Annotated in this window: 22 protein-coding genes and 1 pseudogene; 13 read left to right on the forward strand and 10 right to left on the reverse strand. The window is 63.8% G+C overall.

Annotation, left to right across the window (positions count from 1 at the left end):
- The first annotated feature begins 195 nt into the window (after window positions 1–195).
- The 8 genes and pseudogenes from UNPA324_RS01280 (at window position 196) to UNPA324_RS01315 (ending at window position 8,628) form a co-directional block, all read left to right on the forward strand.
- Window positions 196–1,038 (forward strand): fumarylacetoacetate hydrolase family protein, encoded by an 843-nt coding sequence (locus UNPA324_RS01280; RefSeq protein ID WP_128922277.1) that lies wholly within the window; start codon window positions 196–198, stop codon window positions 1,036–1,038.
- Between the two features lie 184 nt (window positions 1,039–1,222).
- Window positions 1,223–1,834 carry a glutathione S-transferase family protein gene (locus UNPA324_RS01285; RefSeq protein WP_128922278.1) on the forward strand — a complete coding sequence of 204 codons (612 nt, stop codon included), beginning with the start codon at window positions 1,223–1,225 and terminating at the stop codon, window positions 1,832–1,834.
- A gap of 14 nt (window positions 1,835–1,848) precedes the next feature.
- Window positions 1,849–2,718 carry an MBL fold metallo-hydrolase gene (locus UNPA324_RS01290; protein ID WP_141933067.1) on the forward strand — a complete coding sequence of 290 codons (870 nt, stop codon included), beginning with the start codon at window positions 1,849–1,851 and terminating at the stop codon, window positions 2,716–2,718.
- 135 nt (window positions 2,719–2,853) lie between these two features.
- Window positions 2,854–4,002 carry an alpha/beta hydrolase gene (locus UNPA324_RS01295; protein WP_141933069.1) on the forward strand — a complete coding sequence of 383 codons (1,149 nt, stop codon included), beginning with the start codon at window positions 2,854–2,856 and terminating at the stop codon, window positions 4,000–4,002.
- A gap of 67 nt (window positions 4,003–4,069) precedes the next feature.
- Entirely contained in the window at window positions 4,070–5,041 is a 972-nt protein-coding gene (mbfA, locus tag UNPA324_RS01300) for an iron exporter MbfA (RefSeq protein WP_141933071.1), read from the forward strand.
- A gap of 235 nt (window positions 5,042–5,276) precedes the next feature.
- The gene (locus UNPA324_RS01305) at window positions 5,277–6,749 is read left to right on the forward strand and encodes an amidase (protein WP_141933073.1); all 1,473 of its coding nucleotides are present in this window, start codon (window positions 5,277–5,279) and stop codon (window positions 6,747–6,749) included.
- Window positions 6,750–6,835: 86 nt separating this feature from the next.
- Window positions 6,836–6,934: pseudogene (locus UNPA324_RS01310) on the forward strand (nuclear transport factor 2 family protein); the annotation flags it as partial.
- Between the two features lie 176 nt (window positions 6,935–7,110).
- Window positions 7,111–8,628 (forward strand): putative hexosyltransferase, encoded by a 1,518-nt coding sequence (locus UNPA324_RS01315; protein WP_246667090.1) that lies wholly within the window; start codon window positions 7,111–7,113, stop codon window positions 8,626–8,628.
- A 114-nt stretch (window positions 8,629–8,742) separates the two neighbouring features.
- On the opposite strand, the gene UNPA324_RS01320 is transcribed toward UNPA324_RS01315, so the two are convergent.
- Together UNPA324_RS01320 and UNPA324_RS01325 are read right to left on the reverse strand one after the other, a co-directional pair.
- Window positions 8,743–9,831, reverse strand: coding sequence for a Zn-dependent alcohol dehydrogenase (locus UNPA324_RS01320; protein WP_141933075.1), 1,089 nt, complete (start codon window positions 9,829–9,831; stop codon window positions 8,743–8,745).
- A 43-nt stretch (window positions 9,832–9,874) separates the two neighbouring features.
- Entirely contained in the window at window positions 9,875–11,662 is a 1,788-nt protein-coding gene (locus UNPA324_RS01325; RefSeq protein ID WP_141933077.1) for an acyl-CoA dehydrogenase family protein, read from the reverse strand.
- A gap of 230 nt (window positions 11,663–11,892) precedes the next feature.
- On the opposite strand from UNPA324_RS01325, the gene UNPA324_RS01330 reads away from it, so the two are divergent.
- Together UNPA324_RS01330 and UNPA324_RS01335 are read left to right on the forward strand one after the other, a co-directional pair.
- Entirely contained in the window at window positions 11,893–12,594 is a 702-nt protein-coding gene (locus UNPA324_RS01330) for an SDR family NAD(P)-dependent oxidoreductase (RefSeq protein ID WP_128922285.1), read from the forward strand.
- A 154-nt stretch (window positions 12,595–12,748) separates the two neighbouring features.
- Complete coding sequence (locus UNPA324_RS01335; RefSeq protein WP_128922286.1) at window positions 12,749–13,579, forward strand: enoyl-CoA hydratase; 831 nt, start codon at window positions 12,749–12,751, stop codon at window positions 13,577–13,579.
- Window positions 13,580–13,806: 227 nt separating this feature from the next.
- On the opposite strand, the gene UNPA324_RS01340 is transcribed toward UNPA324_RS01335, so the two are convergent.
- Window positions 13,807–14,448, reverse strand: a complete 642-nt coding sequence (locus UNPA324_RS01340; protein ID WP_141933080.1) for a GNAT family N-acetyltransferase — start codon at window positions 14,446–14,448, stop codon at window positions 13,807–13,809.
- The gene (locus tag UNPA324_RS01345; protein WP_141933082.1) at window positions 14,449–14,652 is read right to left on the reverse strand and encodes a DUF1127 domain-containing protein; all 204 of its coding nucleotides are present in this window, start codon (window positions 14,650–14,652) and stop codon (window positions 14,449–14,451) included. It lies immediately after the preceding gene.
- 110 nt (window positions 14,653–14,762) lie between these two features.
- Between UNPA324_RS01345 and UNPA324_RS01350 the strand changes: the two genes are divergently transcribed.
- Both UNPA324_RS01350 and UNPA324_RS01355 read left to right on the forward strand, forming a co-directional pair.
- On the forward strand, window positions 14,763–15,662 hold the full coding sequence (locus tag UNPA324_RS01350; RefSeq protein ID WP_141933084.1) for a transcriptional regulator GcvA: 900 nt from the start codon (window positions 14,763–14,765) through the stop codon (window positions 15,660–15,662).
- Between the two features lie 141 nt (window positions 15,663–15,803).
- The gene (locus UNPA324_RS01355; protein ID WP_141933087.1) at window positions 15,804–17,135 is read left to right on the forward strand and encodes an MFS transporter; all 1,332 of its coding nucleotides are present in this window, start codon (window positions 15,804–15,806) and stop codon (window positions 17,133–17,135) included.
- A gap of 120 nt (window positions 17,136–17,255) precedes the next feature.
- Here UNPA324_RS01355 and UNPA324_RS01360 read toward each other — a convergent pair whose 3' ends face one another.
- The 3 genes from UNPA324_RS01360 to UNPA324_RS01370 are packed head-to-tail and all read right to left on the reverse strand — an operon-like array spanning window position 17,256 to window position 19,861.
- Window positions 17,256–17,669 (reverse strand): Rieske (2Fe-2S) protein, encoded by a 414-nt coding sequence (locus UNPA324_RS01360; RefSeq protein ID WP_128922291.1) that lies wholly within the window; start codon window positions 17,667–17,669, stop codon window positions 17,256–17,258.
- Complete coding sequence (locus UNPA324_RS01365; RefSeq protein WP_128922292.1) at window positions 17,669–18,778, reverse strand: amidohydrolase family protein; 1,110 nt, start codon at window positions 18,776–18,778, stop codon at window positions 17,669–17,671. The genes UNPA324_RS01360 and UNPA324_RS01365 overlap by 1 nt, the downstream gene beginning before the upstream one ends.
- Window positions 18,779–18,802: 24 nt before the next feature.
- Window positions 18,803–19,861, reverse strand: coding sequence for an amidohydrolase family protein (locus UNPA324_RS01370; protein WP_141933090.1), 1,059 nt, complete (start codon window positions 19,859–19,861; stop codon window positions 18,803–18,805).
- Between the two features lie 144 nt (window positions 19,862–20,005).
- Here UNPA324_RS01370 and UNPA324_RS01375 point away from each other — a divergent pair, with 144 nt between their 5' ends.
- Window positions 20,006–20,488, forward strand: a complete 483-nt coding sequence (locus UNPA324_RS01375; protein ID WP_141933092.1) for a CinA family protein — start codon at window positions 20,006–20,008, stop codon at window positions 20,486–20,488.
- 186 nt (window positions 20,489–20,674) lie between these two features.
- Here UNPA324_RS01375 and UNPA324_RS01385 read toward each other — a convergent pair whose 3' ends face one another.
- From UNPA324_RS01385 to UNPA324_RS01395, 3 genes are all read right to left on the reverse strand, one after another.
- On the reverse strand, window positions 20,675–20,950 hold the full coding sequence (locus UNPA324_RS01385) for a DUF1488 family protein (protein ID WP_128922295.1): 276 nt from the start codon (window positions 20,948–20,950) through the stop codon (window positions 20,675–20,677).
- Between the two features lie 130 nt (window positions 20,951–21,080).
- Window positions 21,081–21,695, reverse strand: a complete 615-nt coding sequence (locus UNPA324_RS01390) for a tetratricopeptide repeat protein (protein ID WP_128922296.1) — start codon at window positions 21,693–21,695, stop codon at window positions 21,081–21,083.
- A gap of 121 nt (window positions 21,696–21,816) precedes the next feature.
- Entirely contained in the window at window positions 21,817–23,286 is a 1,470-nt protein-coding gene (locus UNPA324_RS01395) for an AMP nucleosidase (RefSeq protein ID WP_128922297.1), read from the reverse strand.
- Window positions 23,287–23,522 lie beyond the last annotated feature (236 nt).

The raw sequence follows: 23,522 nt of genomic DNA on the forward strand, positions 1-23,522 counted from the left end.
CCCAGAACGCCGCGACATGGGCCCCGGCTCAGCAGCGCACCGCTTCGCGCTGCGCAGCGTCCGGGGCACGAGACCTCGCCCCGCCCATCGAATCCGGAAGCCTGCAATGCACCGCTTTTCCGCGGTTGAATTTCCCGCCGCCCTGTTCCATGAAGCTATTAACCGATCGGTCCAATCTTTCAGGGAGAAACGAGAATGAAGCTTGTTCGTTACGGCGAGAAGGGTGCGGAAAAGCCCGGCCTGATCGACAAATCCGGCCAGTTGCGCGACCTGTCGGCGCATGTGAAGGACCTCACCGGCGAGGCCTATTCGCCGGAGAGCCTGAAGAAGCTGGCAGGCCTCGATCCCGCCTCGCTCCCTGCGGTCTCCGGCAAGCCGCGGTTCGGCGCCCCGGTCACGGGCATCTCGAAATTCGTCGCGATCGGCCTCAACTATTCCGACCATGCCAAGGAGACCGGCGCCGATATCCCGAGCGAGCCGATCATCTTCATGAAGGCCAACACGTCGCTATCAGGGCCGAACGATCCGGTCGAGAAGCCGCGCGGCTCGACCAAGCTCGACTGGGAGGTCGAGATCGCCGCGATCATCGGCACCCGTGCGAAATACGTCTCGGAAGCCGACGCGCTGAACCATGTCGCCGGCTATTGCGTCTGCAACGACGTCTCCGAGCGCGCCTTCCAGATCGAGCGCCTGGGACAGTGGACCAAGGGCAAGTCGCACGACACGTTCGGCCCGCTCGGACCGTGGCTCGCCACCAAGGACGAGATCAAGGACGTGCAGAACCTGTCGATGTGGCTGGACGTCAACGGCCAGCGCCGCCAGACCGGTTCGACCAAGACCATGATCTTCTCCATGGCCAAGTGCATTTCCTACGTGTCGCAGTTCATGACGCTGCTGCCCGGCGACGTCATCACCACAGGCACCCCGCCCGGCGTCGGCCTCGGCATGAAACCGCCGACCTTCCTCAATGTCGGCGACGTCGTCACGCTCGGCATCGAGGGCCTCGGCGAACAGCGCCAGGAGATCATCGCGGCGTAAGCCTCCGCCCTCATCCTGAGGAGCGCGCAACGCGCGCGTCTCGAAGGATGCGCCACAAGCACAGTCGCCCGACGTTCGCGCCGGGTGACGAGAGACCATCCCTCGTTGTCCATCCTTCGAGACGCGCGCCAAGAGGGGCGCTCCTCAGGATGAGGACTGTGTGTCTGGATAGAGGTTATTTCCAATGAAACTCTCCTTCTCCCCCGCCTCGCCCTTTGCCCGCAAGGTGCGCATCGCCGCGATCGAGCTCGGGCTGATCGACAAGATCGAGCTCACGCCCGCAACCGTGGCGCCGGGCACGGTCAACGAGGACTATTCGAAGATCACGCCGCTGAAGAAGCTGCCGGTGCTGATCACCAACGACGGCGACGTCATCCTGGATTCCTACGTCATCGTCGAATATCTCAACGAGATGGCCGGCGGCAGCCTGATCCCGGACTACGGCCCGCGCCGCTGGAAGGCCAAGACCAATCACTCCCTGATCAACGGCATGCTCGATTCCATGCTGCTGTGCCGCTACGAGAAGATGGTGCGGCCGCAGGGCCTGCAATGGCAGGCATGGTCGGACGACCATTGGAACAGGGCGTGGACCGGCATGGCCCGCTTCGAGAACATGCCTGAGGTTTTGAACGGTCCGTTCGACATCTCGCAGATCGGTCTCGTCTGCGTGCTCGGTTATGCCGACTTCCGCTTCGCCGATTGCGGCTGGCGCAAGGCCTATCCGAAGCTCGACGCCTTCCACGAGAAGATGCTGGAGCGGCCCTCGGTGAAGATCTCGGTGCCGCCGGCCGCATAATTGTTGGAGTTCTCATGAGCCTGAAGTTCTCGGTCGGCGATCTCACCATCCATCGCATCATCGAGCAGGAAACTTCGTTCGTCCCGGCGCTGGAGATGCTGCCGGGACTGACGGCGGAAGTGCTGGCCGAAAACCGGGCGTGGATGCGCGAAGCGAAGGCGCTGGACGAGCAGGATGTTCTGCTGCTGTGCTTCCAGTCCTACGTGGTGAAGACGCCGCACCACACCATCCTGGTCGACAGCTGCATCGGCAACGACAAGCCGCGACCGCAGCGGCCGAAATGGAACATGAAGACGGACGACACCTATCTGCGTGCTCTGGGTGCCGCGGGCTTCTCAGTCGACGACATCGACTTCGTGATGTGCACGCATCTGCATGTCGACCATGTCGGCTGGAATACGCGGCTGGAGAACGGCCGCTGGGTGCCGACCTTCCCGAAGGCTCGCTACGTCTTTGCCAGGCAGGAATTCGACCATTGGTCCGCGCAGAACGCGAAGGCGGAAATCCCGCCTTTCGCCGATAGCGTGCTACCGGTGGTGGAGGCGGGACGCCACGAGCTCGTCGGCAATGACCATCAGATCGGCGATCACGTCCGCATCCTGCCGACCCCCGGCCACACGCCGGGCCATATCGCCATCACGATGGGCCGCGGCAAGGACGACGCGGTGTTCTCCGGCGATCTCATGCACTCGCCGCTGCAGACGCTTTATCCGGAGCTGTCGATCAAGTTCGACGTCGATCCTGCCAGGGCGGCGACGACGCGCCGCGGCTTTCTCGAACGCTATTGTGACACGGATACGCTGTGCTGCACCGCGCATTTCCCCTCGCCGTCGGTCGGGAAGATCCGGCGCAAGGGCAGCGCGTTCGTGTGTGAGGCGGTGTAGCGGAACGCTGCAATCGTAAGACCGCCCATTCTTGTCGTCATGCCCGGGCTTGTCCCGGGCATCCACGTTCTTACAATTATCGACAATGAAGACCGTGGATGGCCGGGACAAGCCCGGCCCTGACGAGGAGATACCATGCCTGATCTTCTGCCAATCCCTCTCCCCGCCGGCATCCGCTCGCGCTACGTCGACGGCGTCAACGGCTTGCGCATGCATGTGCTCGAGGCCGGCTTCGAGACCAAGGGGCGGCGCTGTATTCTCTTGCTGCACGGTTTTCCGGAGCTGGCCTTCTCCTGGCGCAAGGTGATGCCGGCACTCGCCGCGGCCGGCTATCACGTGATCGCGCCGGACCAGCGCGGCTATGGCCGCACCACAGGATGGAGCGCGGACTATGACGGCGATCTGGCGCCGTTCTCGCTCCTCAACCTGGTGCGCGATGCGCTCGCCCTGGTGTCGGCGTTCGGCTACAGGCAGATCGATGTCGTCGGACATGATTTCGGCAGCCCGGTTGCGGCCTGGTGCGCGCTGATCAGGCCCGACGTGTTTCGCTCGGTGACGATGATGAGCGCACCGTTCGGCGGACCGCCGCCGCTGCCATTCAACACGATCGACACACCGGCGAGGGCGCCGATCGAAGACCCCGTGCATCGCGAACTCGCCGCGCTGCCGCGTCCGCGCAAGCACTATCAATGGTACTATTCGACGCGTGAGGCGAACACCGACATGCACCACGCGCCGCAGGGCGTGCATGATTTCCTGCGCGCCTATTATCATCACAAGAGCGCCGACTGGACCGACAACAACCCTTATCCGCTGGCGTCGTGGTCTGCGAGCGAGCTCGCGAAGCTGCCAACCTATTATGTGATGGATCTCAACGAGACCATGGCGGAGACGGTTGCGAAAGAAATGCCGCCTGCGGCCGCGATCGCCGCCAACCCATGGCTGCCGGACAGCGAGCTCGCCTATTATGCCGCCGAATATCGCCGCACCGGCTTCCGGGGCGGGCTGCAATGGTATCGCTACGGCACCTCGGGCGCGTTTAATAGCGAACTGCAACTGTTCTCGGGACGCAGCATCGACGTGCCCTCCTGCTTCATCTCGGGCAAGCAGGATTGGGGCACTTACCAGCGTCCTGGCGTGTTCGAGGCGATGCAGACGCGCGCCTGCACGAAGATGCTCGGCTGCCATCTCGTCGATGGCGCCGGCCATTGGGTGCAGCAGGAGCAGCCGGCCGAGGTCGGCCGCCTGCTGCTCGACTTCCTCGCGAAGACCGGCAGCGCCTGATTTGACCCCGGAACCACGGCCGCTTATATAGTTTAGAATAGTTCTAAACTATCCAAACGGGACTGCCGTGAAGACTTTTGCCGAACTCACCGAACGCGAGGTGCTTGCGGTTGCGATTTCCTCCGAAGAGGAAGACAGCCGCATCTACATGACCTTCGCCGAGGATTTGAAGGAACGCTATCCGGACTCGGCGAAGCTATTCGAGCAGATGGCCGAGGAAGAGCGCGGCCATCGCCACATGCTGCTGGAATTGTACGAGCAGCGCTTCGGCCCGCATCTGCCGCCGATCCGTCGTGAGGATGTCAAAGGCTTCCTGCGCCGCCGCCCAGTCTGGTTGACCAAGAACCTGTCGCTCGACGCCATCCGCAGGGAGGTCGAGACCATGGAGATGCAGGCGGAGCGCTTCTACGTGAAGGCCGCCGAACAGGCCCAGGACGTCGGCGTGCGCCGCCTGCTCGGCGATCTCGCCGAAGCCGAGAAAGGTCACGAGCAGACCGCCGCAAAGCTGACGGGCGAGATCCTGAGTACCGACGCACGTGCGGAGGAAGATCGCACCAACCGCCGCATGTTCGTGCTGCAATATGTGCAGCCGGGTCTCGCCGGCCTGATGGACGGCTCGGTGTCAACCCTGGCGCCGCTGTTTGCGGCCGCCTTCGCCACCCACCACAACTGGCAGACGTTTCTCGTCGGCCTTGCCGCCTCGATCGGCGCCGGCATCAGCATGGGCTTTGCGGAAGCACTGTCCGACGATGGCTCGCTGACCGGGCGCGGCTCGCCCTGGCTGCGCGGCGTCACCTGCGGCGCGATGACGACGCTCGGCGGGCTCGGCCACACCGCGCCCTATCTCGTGCCCGACAGTTGGGCCAACGCGTTCTGGATCGCGACGGGAATCGCCTGCGTCGTCGTGTTCTTCGAATTGTGGGCGATCGCCTTCATCCGCTCGCGCTATATGGACACCCCGTTCCTCCAGGCCGTGTTCCAGATCGTGCTCGGCGGCGCGATCGTTCTGGCGGTGGGAATCTTGATCGGGGCGGCGTAGCTGCCTCACCCATGGTGTCATCGCCCGGCTAGTACGCCGCGCCTGATATGGTGAGAGCGAGTTCTCCAACACGAGCCTCTGGAATACTGGATCGCCCGGTCAAGCCGGGCGATGACCGCGAATCTTCGATTTCGTCCATTCCATCCCGCCCGCACATCAATTCCCCTCAAACAGCCGTTGCAGCATTCGGCCAAACTGCGCATCATCCTCCGACAATAAGAACGGGAGACGCGCCGTGGCCAAATCAGAATGGAGTTTCAAGAGCGCGGTCGAGCTGTCGGCCGCATTGAGCGCGAAGAAGATCTCCGCGGTCGAGCTCACTAAGGACGCGATCGACCGCGTCGAGCGGCACGACGGCAAGGTCAATGCGATCTGCGTCCGGGATTTCGACCGCGCGCTCGGTGCCGCGCGTGAGGCGGACGCCGCCTTAGGCCGCGGCGAGCGCAAGCCGCTGCTCGGCCTGCCCGCGACGGTGAAGGAATCCTTCAACGTCGCCGGTCTGCCGACGACCTGGGGTTGGACCCCGCAGAAGGATTTCAGGCCGGCGGAGGATGCGCTTTCGATCAGCCGGGTTAAGAACGCCGGCGGCGTCATTCTGGGCAAGACCAACGTTCCCGTGGGGTTGGGAGACTGGCAGAGCTACAACGACATCTACGGCACGACGAACAACCCGTATGATCTCGGCCGCACGCCCGGCGGCTCATCGGGCGGCTCGTCGGCAGCGCTTGCGGCCGGCTACGGACCGCTCTCGCTCGGATCCGACATTGGCGGCTCGTTGCGCGTTCCGGCGTTCCATTGCGGAGTCTATGCGCACAAGCCGACCTACAATCTCTGTCCCACGCGCGGCCATACGCCACCACCGTTTCCGGCGATCCCGATGGAACGCGATATGGCGGTCATCGGTCCGATGGCCCGTAGCGCAGCCGATCTGACGCTGCTGCTGGACGTGATGGCCGGCCCCGATCCGCTCGACCTCGGCATCGGATACAAGCTCGCGCTGCCGGAGGCACGCCACGCCGGACTGAAGGATTTCCGCCTGCTGGTGATCGACAGCCATCCGCTGCTGCCCGCGAATGCCGACGTTCGCGGCGCGATCGAGCAGCTGGCCGGACGATTGACGAGCGCCTGCGCGCACGTCGCGCGCGAAAGCCCCCTGTTTCCGGACTTCCGCGAGGCCTCGCGCCTTTACATGCGCATGCTGATGAGCTTTCTCGGCGCGTTCTTTCCGCCCGACATTCTCGCCGGCGCACGCGCCGGCGCGGCGCAGCTCTCACCCGACGACACGAGCCTTGCGGCCGAGCGGCTGCGCGGCATGACCTCTAGCCATCAGGCCTGGGTGTTCGACGAGGGCGCCCGCGCGGGCTTACGCGCGCAATGGCGGCAATTGTTCAGGACGTTCGATGCGGTGATCTGCCCGATCATGCCGACGCCGGCCTATCCGCACGATCATTCGCCGGAGCAGGAGAAGCGGCGGATCAATATCGACGGCAAGGATCACGTCTATCCGGACCAGCTTGCCTGGCCCGGGATCGCCACGCTGACGGGACTGCCGGCCACGGCCGTTCCACTCGGCCTGTCGAAGGACGGCCTGCCGGTCGGCGTCCAGATCATCGGCCCGTTTCTCGAAGACCGCACGCCGCTGAAACTCGCCGAGCTGATCGAGCGCGAATTCGGCGGATTCTTGCCGCCGCCATCATTCGATGATTGACGTTCTCGTCGTTGCGAGGAGCAGGACAATGTCGAGATTCCGGGTTCGCGCGTCGCGCGCCCCGGAATGACAGAGAGCGAAACGCAATGAGCAACGACCTCGAACAGCTCACCGCACTCAACCGCGACTACGTCGCCTCCGTGCAGAATCGCGACGTCAAACGCTTCGATGAGATCCTCGCGCCCGGGGTAGCTTTCCTGCTCCTAATCATTTCCGATGATCGCCAGTTCACCTAAAGCATTCGCTAACCAAACAATACTTTCTCGAGCCTTCAGACGATTGCGCAACCGATATTTACACAACTCGAAATGAATACTCGTATAGGTAGACAAGATATGACACTCCAACGTCTTGTCTTGCCATGGATCGAAGCTCTGAGCGCCTCTGTGTTCCAGAGGGCAGCAAGAACCAACCACGTTCTGAATACCGATATCCATCTCCTCCCGATTGCGCGGACCCCACCTGTGATCATCGATGGTCGCGCACAAGTTCTGCAAAGAGTGATGGCGCAACAAACATCACCATCGAGGTCGGTACGCCGCGCGAGGTCGACCGCAGCATCCATCCAGACGAGGTGTTGCGCACCAGGCCGCTGGCGATCGCCCTCGCGCTGGTATGCGGGCTCATTGGCCTTGTGCTCAGGTACCTTGTCCGGGAATACGCCAACAGCGACGCCTTTCAGTTCCTGATCCCGTGGTATGCTTTTGCTCGGGATCACGGTCTTGGCGGGCTGGCCGAGGCTTTCACCAACTACACGCCGTTCTACAGCTACCTCCTGCTGATCGCGGCCCCTTTTGATTGGCTCGGCCAGCCACTTTCGCTGGTGAAGACGATCTCGGCCATATTCGAGCTCGGCTGCGCGACCGTCGTGGCCCAGATGGTCTGGCGATCTACAAAGGTGCCGTTGCGCGCGTCCCTCGCCTTCTGCGCGATATGGCTTGCGCCGACGGTGCTCTTCAACGGCCCAATGTGGGGGCAGGCCGACTCGATCTGGACCTTCTTCGTGCTGGTTTCCGTGGCGACGTTCATGCGGAACCGAAACGGCGTTTTACCATTCGCAGCGGCCTGCTCGGTGAAAGCCCAAGGCGTCTTCCTGGGGCCGTTCGTGCTGGGCATGCTTCTGCGCCGCAAGATTCACCCGGCATGGCTTGCCGCCATTCCGGGAGTCTATGCGATCCTCGCCATTCCGGTCCTCGTTGCGGGCCGATCTCTGGTCTCCGTGCTCGGCATCTATCTCGGCCAGGCCAACACATATCATCAGCTGAACATGAATGCAGCGAACGCCTGGGTTTTAGCGGGTGGAACGCCGTACTCCGCCGGAGTTGCCATTGGCCTCGTGCTCGCGACAGCGAGCGGGCTCGCCCTATCGATCTTCATCGCACAGTCCAAGCGGACGGGGCCCGAGTTCATTCTGCTCGTCGCGTGCGCATCGCTCATCCTCATGCCGTACTTGCTCCCGAAGATGCACGAGCGCTATTTCTATGGGTTCGAACTTGCGTCCATTGGCCTGGCCTGCATCAATCTACGCTATCTGCCGTTCGCGGTGATTGCCCAAGTCGACGGCGTGCTGTCCTATCTCGCTTTTGATCGCGGGATCACCATGGGTCTGCTGCCGGCGGCGCTCTGCAACACCGCTCTCGTGTTCTACCTCGTGCTCGATCTCCGTCACGGCGAAAGTGCATCTCGCCAACCGAGCCTGGCCTGGCTTGGCTTCATCGCGTCGATGACGGGATTGTTCTCCTACCTGCTGTTCGCAGGTGAAAGCTTGAACGTATCCCCTGCCTATTTGCTCGCCGCAAGTCTCTCCGCGGCCATGACGCTGCTGCTCCTGAAGGAGTCGCGTCGCGTCTCAGCCGACGGCGCGACCTCGTCGCGTTGAGCTTGATTTTCGGAGCAAGGCACGCGCGTCTCGGGCGGGACCGTTCAAGAATCCCAGCTCCTCGAGCAGAATGCCGGGCATGTACCTGACCGGGCGACGCCAGCATCAGCTGTGCTAGCTGTCGAACACGATCACGCTACGCAAGGTCTTGCCGGCCTTCATGTTGGCAAAGCCTTCGTTGATCTCGTTGAGCTTCAATTTCGCCGAGATCCAGTCCTCCAGGTGCAGCCGGCCGCGCAAATAGAAATCGACCAGGCGCGGCATGTCGACGCGAAAATGGTTCGAGCCCATCGACGAGCCCTGGATCCTGCGCTCGCGCAGGAAATCGAAGCCGTGTAGCTCGATCTTCTGACCGAACGGGATCATACCGACGATGGTGGCGGTGCCGCCGGAGGCGAGCATGGCGAAGGCCTGCTCGGCGGTCTCCTTGCGGCCGAGCACTTCGAAGGAATGATGCACGCCGCCATTGGTGAGATCGCGCACTTGCTTCACGACGTCGCCGTCGGCGGGGTTGATGATATCGGTCGCGCCCAGCTTGGTGGCGAGCTGGAGTTTTGCGGGATTGGTGTCGATTGCGATGATGCGGCCGGCGCCGGCGATCTGCGCGCCGTTGATCGCGGCCATGCCGACGCCGCCGCAGCCGATCACGGCGACAGTCTCGCCCGCAGTCACCTTCGCCGTGTTCACCACCGCGCCGTAGCCCGTGATGACGCCGCAGCCGATCAGGGCGGCGAGATCGAGCGGCATTTCTCTGCGGATTTTGACGATGGCGTTCTCGTGCACCAGCATCTGCTCGGCAAAGGAGGATAGATTGAGGAACTGGTGCAGCTTTTCGGGCTTCGACCACTGCATTCGGTTGGAAACGCCGGGCAGCATCTTCACCGTTGTGTCGGTGCAGAGCACCGTGCGGCCGGTGGTGCAATTGTCGCAGGTGCCGCAGAACACCGACAGGCAGGTGACGACGTGGTCGCCCGGCTTGACGTAAGTGACATCGGACCCGACTTGCTCGACCACGCCGGCGGATTCGTGCCCGAGCACCGCGGGCAGCGGATGCGGATAGAGGCCTTCCATGAAGTGCAGATCGGAATGGCAGAGACCGGCGACCGCCGTGCGGATCAGCACCTCGCGCGGGCCGGGCTTGGGCAGGCTGACATCCTCGATGACGAGCGGCTGGTTGACTTCATAGAGGACGGCGGCCTTCATCGAGCACTCCCTATCGCTTTTCTTTGGTTGGATGGCGAGCAGCCTACGCTGTCAGAACCAGTTCGCCAACCTCGCTCATGCCGGCATCGCGACCCCCAAGCAGCAGCTCCGCAATCCTCGCCTGCGCGGCATTTTCCGTCAGCCGGAACGGATCGCTCGGCAATACGCGATGGTCGACCACGAGACGCGACAACAGCAGCCGGCGTGCATCGCCGCGCATGTCGTGGATGCGGTGCGCTTCCCAGGCGAGCGCCACCGCGCTGGCGACATGATAGAGCAGGCTTGTCGCACGGCGCGCATCGGCCTCGTTCTCGGATTTCCCCGCGACCTCGCGCGCGAACCCCACGGCGCGGTCAACGAGACCGCGCAGCGTGTCGCGCCAGGCCTGCGGCACGGACGCGCTGTCATCGAGCCGCGCATGCAGATCGGCTGATAGTGCGGATTCCGTACCATGGCGGCCGACCGCGCGCCGCAGCGCATCGATGGCAACGATGTTGCCGGTGCCTTCCCAGACCGAGCCGAGATGCGCATCGCGCAAGAGCCGCGCGGTGGCGAATTCCTCGATATAGCCGATGCCGCCACGCATCTCGAGCGCGTCGCCGCAGACCTTTCGGGCATCGCGGGTGGCGCGGAATTTCAAAGTTGGGGTGAGGATGCGCAGCAACGCCGCTGCGTCCTGGCTACCGGCTTCGGCGCGATCGAGCGCTTCCGCCGTGAGAAAGCTCATCGACAGCGCCTGCTCGACTGGCAGCATGATCTTCAGCATCTGCCGGCGGCCGAGCGGCAGGTCGATGATGCGGCTGCCGAACACGACGCGGTTCTTCGCCACCGTCATGGCGTCATGATAGGCGCGGCGCATCAGCGCGGTGGATTTGACGCCGTTGGAAAGCCGCGAGGCGTTCACCATCTCGGCCATCTGCACGAAGCCGCGGTCGAGCTTGCCGACCGCATAGGCGATCGCGCCTTCCAGCTTGATCTCGCCCGAGGCCATCGAGCGCGTGCCGAGCTTGTCCTTCAAACGCACGATCCGGTAGTGGTTCTGCGAGCCGTCATCGAGGAAGCGCGGCATCAGGAACAGGCCGACACCGCGCGTGCCGGGGCCGGCGCCTTCGGGGCGCGCCAAGAGCATCACGACCTTGGCGTCGGCATTCGAGCAGAACCATTTTTCGCCGTAGAGCCGCCAATGGTCGCCGTCCTGCACCGCGCGCGTGGTCAGCGTGCCGACGTCGGAGCCGCCCTCTTTCTCGGTCATGAACTGGCCTCCTTGCGTCAGCTTGCTCATGTCGATCGAGGTCAGGCCGTCAAGATATTTCGCCTTCAGCGCCTCGTTACCGAAATTTGCGAGCAGCTTGGCGCAGCCGTCGGTGACGTTGATCGGGCAGCCCATGCCGAATTCGGCTTGGTTGAACAGGAAGGTGAAGGCGTGCTTGGCCACCACAGGATATTTGTCCGGCCAGCCCATGATGCCCTTGCGGATCGAGAGCGCATGAATGCCGAACTCGCCGAACGCGGCGTTCTCCAATTCACGATAGGCCGGATGATACTCGATCGACTGCACGTCGCGACCGAACTTGTCGCGCTGGTGCAGCACCGGCGTATGCCGGTCGGCAAGCCGGGCGCATTCGTCGAGCCGGCCGCCGGCAAGCTCGCCGAGCCGGTCGAGATGCGGCTCGATGTGGCGAAACAGCCTTTCAGGCAGATAGATGCGCAAGAGATCCGTCAGCGCGGGATCGGCGCGGTAGAAGTTCATGCCAGTGGTATCGGGCGCCAGCAGGCCGCCGGATGGCTCGGCCGCGACGTTGTTCGGCTGTGCTGTGGCCGGCTTGTGCATGATCGTCCTCTTCGTTTCAGCCTTGCGGACATTCTGCGCTGATTTGGCGCTTGCCGCTTGGGATGATGTCGATCATGCTCCAGCCGCGGAGAGCGATAAAGCCGCAAATTGTCAGGGAGGCATGATCGCAATGATGGAGCAATTCGCTCTGCGGAATTGTGATCGCGCCGGCTGGTTGTTCGCGCGACCCATGCATAGATCAACGGCTCCCAGCCCTGAGAGATCACGCCATGGAACATCCGAAATACAAGATCGCCCTCATCGTCGGCGCCGGCGAAGGCCTGAGCGCGTCGCTGGCGCGGCTGTTGGCCGCCCAGAATATTCGCGTTGCGCTGGCCGCACGAAAAATCGAGAAGCTTGGCGCGCTCTGCAGCGAGACCGGCGCGAAAGCCTATGCCTGCAACGCTGCGGAGCCGGAGGAGGTCGAGCGGCTGTTCGGCCTGGTCGAGCGCGAGATCGGCACGCCCGATCTCGTGGTCTACAATGCCAGCGGCCGCACGCGCGGGCCGTTCGTCGAGCTCGTCCCAGTCGATGTCGCCAATGCGATCGCGGTCAGCGCCTATGGCGGTTTTCTGGTGGCGCAACAGGCCGCAAAACGCATGCTACCGAACAAGCACGGCGCGATCCTGTTCACCGGCGCCTCGGCCAGCGTCAAGGGCTATGCGCAGTCGGCCTCCTTCGCGATGGGTAAGTTCGCGTTGCGAGGCCTCGCCCAGAGCCTGGCGCGCGAGCTGTCGCCGCAGGGCATTCATGTCGCGCATTTTGTCATCGACGGCGGCATCCGTAGCGCGGCGCGCACGGAAGCCGCGGACAAGCCGGATTCGATGCTCGATCCCGATGCAATCGCGCAGAGCTATTGGAGCGTGCTGCAGCAACCGCGCAGCGCCTGGAGCTGGGAGCTCGAGCTGCGGCCCTGGGTGGAGACGTTTTGAAGCGAGCGGCCGTAGGGTGGGTTAGCCGAAGGCGTAATCCACCTCTTTATTCACCGCGTGTCCGAGAGGCGGTGGGTTATGCCGAGCAGATGCGCTTCGCGCATCCGCAGGGCTGACCCACCCTACGAGAGCGATACAAGAACAGGGAGGTGACATGACCACCGAAACCAAAATCGACACCGGTACCAACGAGCTCCTCTGCGTGATCCGCGACCGCGTCGCTGTCATCACGCTGAACCGGCCGGAGGCGCGCAATTCGCTGTCGGACGCGCTGACGCCGGCGCTGCGCACGATGATCCGGACCTGTGGCGAGGATCGCGACGTCGGCGCGTTGCTGCTCACCGGCGCAGGCGACGCCTTCTGCGCCGGCGGCAACGTCAAGGGCATGGGTGCGCATCGCGACCCCAAGAAGCTGGACATGTCGCTCGAGGAGCGGATCGCCGATCTGCAGGAGCGGCAGCGGCTGCTCACCGGCGCACTGGTGTCGGTACGCAAGCCGACCATCGCCGCCCTGCCCGGCCCCGCGGTCGGCGCCGGGCTCGCCATCGCCATGGCCTGCGACATCCGCATCGCCGCGCAATCCGCCTTCGTTGCGACCGGCTATGCCCGCATCGCGCTCTCTGGCGATTACGGCATCGCTTGGCTGCTCACGCGGCTGGTCGGCACCGCGCGGGCGCGCGAATTGATGTTCACCGGCGACCGCGTCGATGCGGCGCGCTGCGAGGCGATCGGCCTCGTCAACCGCGTCGTGCCCGACGACAAATTGCAGACTGAGGCTTTCGCGCTGGCCAAATCGCTCGCCGAAGGCCCGCGCCTGGCCCTGCGCTACATGAAGGACAATCTCGACGAGGCCGTGCTGTTCGACTTCGAGACCGCGCGCGACCACGAGGCCGAGCGGCTGGTCCGCCTGACCACGACCGCCGATCACAAGGAGGCGGTGCAGGCGTTCATCGAGAAGCGGAAAGCGGTGTTCACGGGGAAGTAGGCGGCATCCGAAATCTATCAACCGTCACCCTGAGGCGACCGCTTCTTCAGCGGCCCTCGAAGGGCGACGGTCCGACTGTTGCTGTGGGAACTGCTTGGAAACAGCGGAGCCGTTCATCCTTCGAGGCTCGTTCTGCGAAAGGGCGCAGAACGAGCGCCTCAGGATGACGGATTAGGAGATCAAAAAAAAGCCCGGCTGGTCTTCACCACGCCGGGCTCTCAGTCGTGTCAGGCCGAGGCTGAGGGGCGTTCGGCCTGACGGGAAAGGGCGGCGAGACGCCAGCTCGCGCAGGGAATCTCTTTCGGCGCGATCGTGATCTCCTTGTCGAAGCGCACCAGCTTCCAGTCGTCGGGGTGATTGACGAACCTGAAGCCCGATTTGCGGGCGAGCGAGACCATGGTCTCGTTGGAGCGCAGCGTCTCGCCGAACATGTGCTCGGCGCCGAGCGCGGCGGCGCGGCATTCGAGATTCTTCATCAGCGCGGTGGCGATGCCGTGGCCCTGCCAGCGGTCGCCGACCGAGAGGCCGAATTCGAGCATCGCGGTTTCGGCGTGCAGCGCGTAGCGCGCCTCGGCGACGATGGTCTCGAAGCCGTCGACCATCATGGTCGCAACGATCGTGAAGCGCTCGCGATCGCCGATCTGGAGAAAATCGTGCAGCAACCCGTTCGGCAGCTCGCTGATGGCCCCGAAGAAGCGGTTGTAGCGGGAGCGGGTCGAGAGCGAACGGAAATAGTGCTGGAGCTCGTCGGTGTCGCGCGGCTCGACAAAGCGCACGTTGAGCGCCGTGCCATATCGGGTGCGCAGCGTGTCGGAATATTGCTTCAGGTCGGCGCCCCTGTGTTCAGGCGGCGCCGGCCTGGCGGCCAATCAGGCCCGCCAGAAGGGTTTGTCGGCCTCAAAGGCGATGTCGCTCCAGGACAGTCCGACGTCCTGGAGGTCACGCGCGGTCCATTGGGTGAGCTCGCGCCTGTTGCGATAGCGCTCGTGCCACAGATGAAGGGTCTCACTGACCTGCTGGATCAGGCCGGGCACATGATGATTTGTCATCGAGTTGTGGGTCAAGGTAGACATCTTCAGCTCCTAGAGCTAACTTGGCAGCTAAAATATGCCTTATATTGCACTGCGACAAACGACAATTTGTACTCTTTCGCATGAAATAACGTCATGTATCCTGCTGCCAAATGACTGCCAGATTGCCGTCCCTGAACGGATTGCGGGCGTTTGAGGCCGCCGCACGCCATCTCAGCTTCACGCTGGCGGCCGCCGAGCTGAACGTGACGCAGACTGCGATCAGCCATCAAATCCGAAGGCTCGAGGAGGAGCTCGGCATCCGCCTGTTCATCCGGCAGAACCGCGCGCTCGCCCTGACACCGGAAGCGCGCGACTATTTGCCGGGCGTCCGTGCCGCCTTCAACGACCTCCGGCTTGCGACCGACCGGTTGCTGCGCAAGGACGACGACAAGGTGCTGACGGTGTCGACGCTGGCCTCGCTCGCGGCAAAATGGCTGCTGCCGCGCCTGACGGATTTCCAGGAGCAGCATCCCGGCTTCGACGTGCGCATCACCACCTCGACCAGCCTCGTCGACTTCCAGCGTGACAATGTCGATGCCGCGATCCGCTACGGCCGCGGCCAGTGGCCGGGCCTGCGTGCCGATTGGCTGATGGCGGATGAGCTGTTTCCGGTGTGCAGTCCTTCGCTGCTTCGCGGCGACAAGTCGCTGCGCCGGCCAGAAGATCTGCGTAACCACGCATTGCTGCACACCTCGAACACCAACAGCGACGACTGGCGGCTATGGCTGACCGCAGCGGGCCTGCCGGCCGACATCGCGAGGCACCCCGGCATCACCTTCGACATGATCTTCATGACCATCCAGGCCGCAATCGACGGCATTGGCGTCGCGATGGGACGGACCTCCTATGTCCGGGATGACATTGCCAAGGGCCGGCTGGTGGTTCCCTTCAGGATTGCGCTGCCGACCGATGCCGGGTTCTACCTGGTCGCGCCGGAAGGCCGCCGGGAGGCGCCCAAGCTGACCGCGTTCCGCCAATGGCTGATTGCTGCAACGCAAAATAGGGCCTGAAAAATCAGCAGCTTCCTCCGCAAAACGGATTGACTCGCCAGGTCTTGCGCGGGAAGGGGTAGGGCAGATTGTCGCAGTCTGTCGCCTTACCGTGAGATGATTTCCCGGTCCGGCCACCCCTTTCCCAGGAGAGCAAACGCCATGGCTGGACCAGCCACCTCGACCAATCCGCCCGCGATCAAGTCGCGCATCGGCGCCATCCTGCGCGCAACGAGCGGCAATTTCCTCGAGCAGTTCGACTTCTTCCTGTTCGGCTTCTATGCCGCCGCGATCGGCAAGGCGTTCTTCCCCTCCACCAACGAGACGGCGTCCCTGCTCAACACTTTCGGCGTGTTCTGGCTGGGTGCCTTGATGCGGCCGGTCGGTGCGATCGTGCTCGGGGCCTATATCGACCGGATCGGCCGTCGCCAGGGCCTGATCGTCACGCTCGGCATCATGGCCATCGGCACCGTCGTGATCGCGTTCTGCCCGAGCTATGCGACCGTCGGCATCGCAGCGCCAGTCATCGTGCTGATCGGCCGCCTGTTGCAGGGCTTCTCCGCCGGCGTCGAGCTCGGCGGCGTATCGGTATATCTCGCCGAGATCTCCACGCCCGGCAATCGCGGCTTCTACACCTCGTTCCAGTCGTCGAGCCAGCAGGTCGCGATCTTCGTGGCCTCGATCCTCGGCTATCTCCTCTCCGAGGTGATGCCGGCCGACACCGTCGCCGCCTGGGGCTGGCGCATTCCCTTCTTCGTCGGCTGCCTGATCATTCCCCTGATCTTTGTCCTGCGGCGGACGCTGGAGGAGACGCCGGCCTTCCTCGCCATGAAGAAGCACCCGACCGCGAGCGAGGTATTCGCCTCCGCGCTCGCCAACTGGCGCATCGTCATCCTCGGCATGATGATCGCGATCCTGACCACGACGACGTTCTACTTCGTCACTGTGTACACGCCGACCTTCGGCAAGACCGTGCTGAAGCTGTCGACGCAGGACGCGCTGCTGGTCACGCTGCTCGTCGCCGTCACCAACTTCTTCTGGAATCCGGTCGGCGGCGCGCTCTCCGACCGCATCGGCCGCAAGCCGGTGCTGATCGTGATCGCCTGCCTGTCGCTGGCGACCGCCTACCCGGCGCTGCACTGGCTGGTGGCGGCGCCGACCTTCGGCAAGCTGCTCGCGGTCGAGATGATGTTCTCGTTCTATTTCGGCGTCTACAGCGGCACCATGTTGGGTGCGCTGGTCGAGATCGTGCCGGCGCATGTGCGCACGACCTGCTTCTCGCTCGCCTTTGCGCTCGCCGCCGCCCTGTTCGGCACCTTCACGCCGTTCGCCTCGACCTGGTTGATCGAGCGCACCGGCGACAAGGCCTCACCCGGCTTCTGGCTGATGTTCGCCGCGCTGCTCGGCATCATCGCGGCGTCGACGGTGTATCGCGGCGGAGGCAAGGCGGTGCCGACTTATGATGCGGTGGCGGAGCCGGCTGCGGGGCATTAGCTGGATGTCGTTCCGGGGCGCCTCGCAGAGGCGAGCCCGGAATCCATTTCTCCCAACATTCCTATTGCACGATTGATTCCGGGCTCGGTCCTTCGAACCGCCCCGGAATGACAGGGGAGGCTACAGCTCCACCACCACGTAGTCGCTCTCGACGCTCACCGGAATCGTCTCAGCGACATACGGCCCCTTCACCACGCTGGCGCCCGGCTCGATATGCGCCGGATAGGCCTTCACGCGGAAACGGCGGGGATCGCAATAGGACTGGCCGGTGCGGATGTCGAACTCCCAGCCGTGCCAGGGGCAGCGGATGATCTCCCCTTGCTTGGTGTATTCGATCTCACCGGGGTCCTTTGACTGCGCGAGCCCGATCAGCGGGCCCTCGCACAGCGCCGCGCCCTGATGCGGGCAACGGTTCATCAGGCCGAAATATTCGCCCTTGATGTTGAAGACCGCGATCGGCCGTCCGTCGATCTCGAGGAATTTTCGCGTGCCCGGCGGAAGCTCCTCGACCGCGGCAATCACATGACGCGCCATCAAGCTATTCCATAGAGCTTGCGCGCATTGCCGAGGTAAAACGCCTCGCGATTGGCCTCGCTGACGCCGGCCGGCAAGACGCGGGACGGCTCGTCATAGTCCCAATGCGGATAGTCGGTGGCGAACAGGAGCCGGTCCCAGCCGATCCAGTTGATGACGTCGAACAGATCCTCGCGTCGCTCCGGATCCTCCATCGGCTGCGTCGTCCACCACACCTGCTCGCGGATATATTCCGACGGCGGCCGCTTCACATGCGGTACCTCGCTGCGCAGCCGTTGCCAGACCTTGTCGAGCCGCCAAGCCAGCGACGGCGCCCAGCCGAAGCCGGCCTCGATCATCACCATCTTCAATTTCGGGAAGCGCTCGAACACGCCTTCGAGCACGAGGCTCGCCAGCGCCGATTGCTGGCACTGCGAATGTCCGACCATCTCCTCGATGTAGTAGCTCGGCCAGCCTGACGGCGTGATCGGGTTGCCGCCGAAGCCGAAGGCATGGACGCCGACCGGAAGGCCGGCTTCTTCCGCGGCCTGGTAGATCGGCCAATAGCGGCGCTGGCCGAGCGGCTCGACATTGCGGCTGAGCAGCAGCACCTGCACGAAGTTCTTGTCGCCGGCGCGCTCGCGGATCTCGGCGGCGGCCGACAGGCCGTCCTCATTGCCGACGACGATCGAGGCTTTCAGGCGCTTGTCCTTGCTGGTCCATTTATCGATCTGCCAGTCGTTGATCGCCGAGCACAAAGCCGCGGAGAGCTCGTGATTGCGGATGCCCTGCCCGGTGCCCAGCGGATTGAGCACGCCCAATTGCACGTTGTTGGGATCGAGCAGCTGCTTCTGCATGAACGACAGCGAGGAGCCTTGCGGCCCGCCCTCCGGCGGATAGGCATCGCGGCGCGAAGCGTTGGGCTGCGCCTTTGGGTAAGGCGGACCTTCCATCATGCCCTGATAGGCATGGACGCCGTAGACTTCGAGATGATGCTGCCAGCGTTTGGCGAGGTAGGGATAGAGCTCAGTGCGGGTGGCGCGCGCCGGATGGATGTCGCAGTCCGCGATCGCGGTTTTGACGGTCAGTGGGGAAGCGGCTTCTTGGTTCTCGCGGAACTGGATATTCATCGCCTTGCCTCCTCTGGCAGCGGCTTACGTCAGGCGGGGATAGGTTGCATGCGGATTGTCGATCATGATCTTGCGCACGAGATCGGGGGACAGACCTTCGGGCAGCGCGTCCGGGCCATCGAACTGCCAGTGCGGATAGTCCGTGGAGAATAGGACCAATTCGTCAGACTGCATATGCTCAAACAGGCGATTTAATGTCGCCTCATCTGGCGGTGCATCAAATGGCTGTAACGAGAAGCGGATGTTGCTGCGCACAATGTCCAGCGGCGCGCGATCGACCCACGGCGTTTCCATCCGCACCCCGCGCCAGAACTTGTGCAGCCGCCAGAGATAGGGCGAGATCCAGGAGACGCCCGACTCCAGCATCACCATTTTCAGGCGCGGATATTTGACGAACACGCCCTCGACGATCAGGCTGGTAAGCTGCGTCTGGAACGCTTGGGCCTGACCGACATAATCCTCGATGTGATAGGAACCCCACCCCACGGCGGTCGGCGGATTGTGATAGGCGGAACCCGCGTGGATTCCGACGGGTAGTTCCAGCCGTTCCGCGGCTTCGTAGATCGGCCACAGCGCGCGCTTGCCCAGCGGCGTGTCACCCATGACCAGCATCAGCACCTGAACGAAGCGCTCGTCCTGCGCACAGCGCTCGATCTCAGCGACGGCCTTCTCGACGCTTTGGGTGGGAATCACGATCGAGCCGCGCAGCCGCGGATCGCGATCGAGCCATTCCTTCACGAGCCAGTCGTTCAGCCCACGGCAGAAGGCCGCCTGCATGTCCTCGGAGAACACCATCTGCACGCCGTAGAGCGGATTGCAGATGGCATGCTTGAGCTGGAAGGGATCGAGCACATGACGCTGCATGGCCTCCAGACTCTCGCCGGGTTTTCCCGTTTCGAGGCGCCAGTCCGGGCGGGCGGTGATCGGCGAATTTTGAGGATAGGATTGCGAGACGAGGTCGACCATGCCGCGCGTCGTCACCTGATCGCGCCAATAATCGTTCAGGTAGGGCAGCAGGCTGGTCAGATGCGGCACGGCCGGATGCACATCGCAATCGATGCCACCGGCGATCAGGGACGCCATGACGTCTCCCTTGTCACGTTTCCTCGCATGTCTTTTCTCGTACCATCATTCAAGCAGGCCTGCCCGGCGCCCGCAACTCGGCCAGGGCTTCTGGCATATGCTAGGAAGGCGCAGCTCGGTTGCGGGAAATGGGAGGTTCAGGGAATGAAAGAGCTCGTCGGCATTGCGGAACAGGTCGCCGCCAAACTGATCGCGCGCAAGCAGACCATTGCAGTGGCGGAGTCCTCCGCCGGCGGCCTGATCGCCGCCAGCCTGCTCGCAGTGCCCGGCGCGTCCGCCTATTTCCTCGGCGGCGCGGTGGTCTATACCCGCGATGCCAGGCGCCTGTTGATGGATATTTCGGACGAAGGAATGAAGGGCTTTCGCTCCTCCTCGGAGCCCTACGCGCAACTGCTGGCCGAGCAGATGCGAACGCGCTTCAACAGCGACTGGGGCCTGTCCGAGACCGGCGCTGCCGGCCCCACCGGCAACCGTTACGGCGATGCCGCCGGCCATAGCTGCATGGCGGTGGCGGGGCCTGCGTCAGAGGTGATGACGCTGGAGACGGGCAACAATGACCGGCTCGGCAACATGCAAGTGTTCGCGGCGGAGGCGATGAGGCTGCTGCTGAGGAAGCTGGAAGGGTGAGCGGCTACTGCTGTGAGTGTGTCGGATAGTCTCGCCACCAACACCACTGTCATCGCCCGGCTCGACCGGGCGATCCAGTACTCCGAGGCAGTTGTAATCGAGTCGATCGGCCGCGGCGTACTGGATGCCCCGGTCAAGCCGGGGCATGACAGCGGAGATCGAGCCGCAACAGCGGAGTATGTGAGCCTACCGCCCCAAATGCCGCATGAAAATCCGCACCACGTAGCCCGGCACCCGCGGCGCCTCGTCATAAATCTCCGACGCGATCCGCTCGATCGTCTCGCGCAGCGACAGGAACTGCGCCTGCCGCGCGCTGCTTTCGGTGCCCTGCATGCCCGCGAGCTCGTCCATCGCGGCGTCGCTGATCTGGCACTGCACGACCTCGCCCTCGTTCAGCATGGTGAAGCGAAAGGCCAGCCGTTCGAGGTCATGGCCGATGATCCTGTCGCGCGTCAGCGGCATCCAATTGTCCCGTTCCCCCCCGAACGGGACAATGCTGAAAATCTGACGCCTTGTCACTATCCGCGCAAGGACATGGGTTCGTCCGAAGCCCGACAGCAGCGCGGCTCGATGAACCGGCTGCTCCTCAGCTTCAGTAGACGAGCGCCGTGCCAGTCGGCTTGTCGAGTGCCGCGGCCAGCGATCGATATTCCTCGCAATTCGTCCCGCAAATGGCTGCAATGCGGCCGAGGTGATAGAGCGCCTGCTCGCGATTGCCCCGCTCGAGCTGCCACAGCCCGTAATATTGCCACGTCAGCACGTGGTTCGGATCTGCCTTCAATGCGCGCTCATACCAGACCTGCGATTGCTCGTAGTCGCCGAGCTTGCGATAGGAGTAACCGATGAGGTTGGCGACGTTCGGATGGTCGTCATGGCCGAGCGACTTCAATTGCGCGATCGCCGCCGCATAGTCGTTGCGCCCGTAGATGGTGTCATAGGCCATGCGATAGCCGGCCGCGAATGTGGGATCGTCGATACTGGACTGGTTGTTCGGCTTCTTGCCCTTCTGGGTTGCCTTGGCGCCCGGGCGCTTCGGATAGGTCGGTTGCGGCTTCTGGTCTGAATAGGCTCCGGCGTAGGGATCCGTGGAGCTGACGCCGCCCCCGCCTCCGCCACCGCCGCCTCCGCCCGCTGCAAATGCCGGCGAGCTCAACAGGGCTGCCGCGAACGTACCCAACGCGACCAGTCTGATCATCGCTGCGATCATGTCTGTCTCCTGTACTGTTTCAAGCGGCCCCGGACGAATTGATAACCCTGCCTTGGCGGCAATATTCCGGGGCGCTGCGCTCACGGAGACGTCAGCGTTCGTACGGCAGTTCCGGTGTCCTTTACTGGAAGGCCACCTCGGCGAAACTGCGGAGCTTGCGCGAATGTAGCCGCTCCGATTCCTGCTGCTTGAGCCGCTCCAGCGCCTTCAGGCCGATCTCGAGGTGTTGGCCGACGCGGCGGTGGTAGAACTCGCTGGCCATGCCGGCAAGCTTGATCTCGCCGTGCAGCGGCTTGTCGGACACGCACAGCAGCGTGCCGTAGGGCACGCGGAAGCGGTAGCCGTTGGCGGCGATCGCGGCCGATTCCATGTCGAGTGCCACGGCACGCGACTGCGACAGGCGGCGGATCACCTCAGGTCCGGAGATCTCCCAATTGCGGTTATCGACGCTCGCCACCGTTCCGGTGCGCATCAGGCGCTTGAGCTCGAAACCTTCCAGACCGGTGACGTCCTCGACGGCCTCCTCGAGCGCGACCTGCATCTCGGCCAGCGCCGGGATCGGGACCCAGAGCGGCAGCTCGCGGTCGAGCACATGATCCTCGCGCACATAGCCGTGCGCGAGCACGTAGTCGCCGAGCCGCTGCGTGTTGCGCAGGCCTGCGCAATGGCCGAGCATCAGCCAGGCATGCGGGCGCAGCACGGCGACGTGGTCGGTGACGTTGCGCGCGTTGGACGGGCCGGTGCCGATGTTGATCAGGCTGATGCCGCGATAGCCCGATACGACCAGATGGAAGGCCGGCATCTGCGGCGCACGAGACGGCGCGGTGCCGCTGATCGCGCCGCCGCTCTGCGTGATGACGTTGCCTGGCGCGACAAAGGCATCGAGGCCGGCCTCACCCGACTGAAGCCGCTGCTGACAGGCTTGCGCGAATGCATCGACGTAGAACTGGTAGTTGGTAAAGATCACGAAGTTCTGGAAATATTCGGGATCGGTGCCGGTGTAGTGATAGAGCCGGCGCAGCGAGTAATCGACGCGGGCGGCGCGGAACAGCGACAGTGGCTCGGGCGCACCGGGTCGGAGCTCAAACGTGCCGTCGGCGATGGAATCGTCCATGGTGGCGAGATCAGGCACGTCGAACGCATCGCGCAGCGATCGCGCGACGGACGAATTCTCGCTGGTGGTGATGGCGGCCTCGATATTGATGTCGCGGCGATAGGCGAAATGGATCGGGATCGGCTCGGCCGATTCGCCGATCTCGACGGGCACGCCGTGATTCTGGATCAGCAATCCGATCTGCTCGACGAGATAGCTGCGGAACAGATCCGGCCGCGTCACGCTGGTTTCATGCACGCCGGGCCCGGCGACGAAGCCGTAGGCGAGACGCGAATCCAGCCGCGCATGCGTCGCGGTGGTGATACGGACAAAAGGATAGTAGGCCCGCACCCGCGTCGCGATCCCCTCGCCGCCGACATAGGCCTCGAACCGGTCGCGCAGGAACTTGGTGTTGCGCTCGTAGATCTCCTCGAGGCGGGCGACGGCGAGGGACGCGTCGGAGAAGGATTCGGTGGCGATGGGGGGTGGAGATTGCATGGTCGACCGCCGGATTTGCTGTGCTGGAGTCGAACTATAGCAAAGACGATGGCAATCGTCAGCGAAGGACGGATTGCACGCCACACCCACAACTGTCGTGCCCCGGCTCGACCGGGGCATCCAGTACGCCGCGGCCTCTCGGCTCAATCACCGCTGTCTCTGGGATACTGGATCGCCCGGTCGAGCCGGGCGATGACAGCGAGTGTGCCGATCGAGATCCCGAATGCGCGCCAAGC

Origin of the sequence: Bradyrhizobium sp. UNPA324 (assembly GCF_006658635.1) — a bacterium.
GTDB lineage: Bacteria > Pseudomonadota > Alphaproteobacteria > Rhizobiales > Xanthobacteraceae > Bradyrhizobium > Bradyrhizobium nanningense.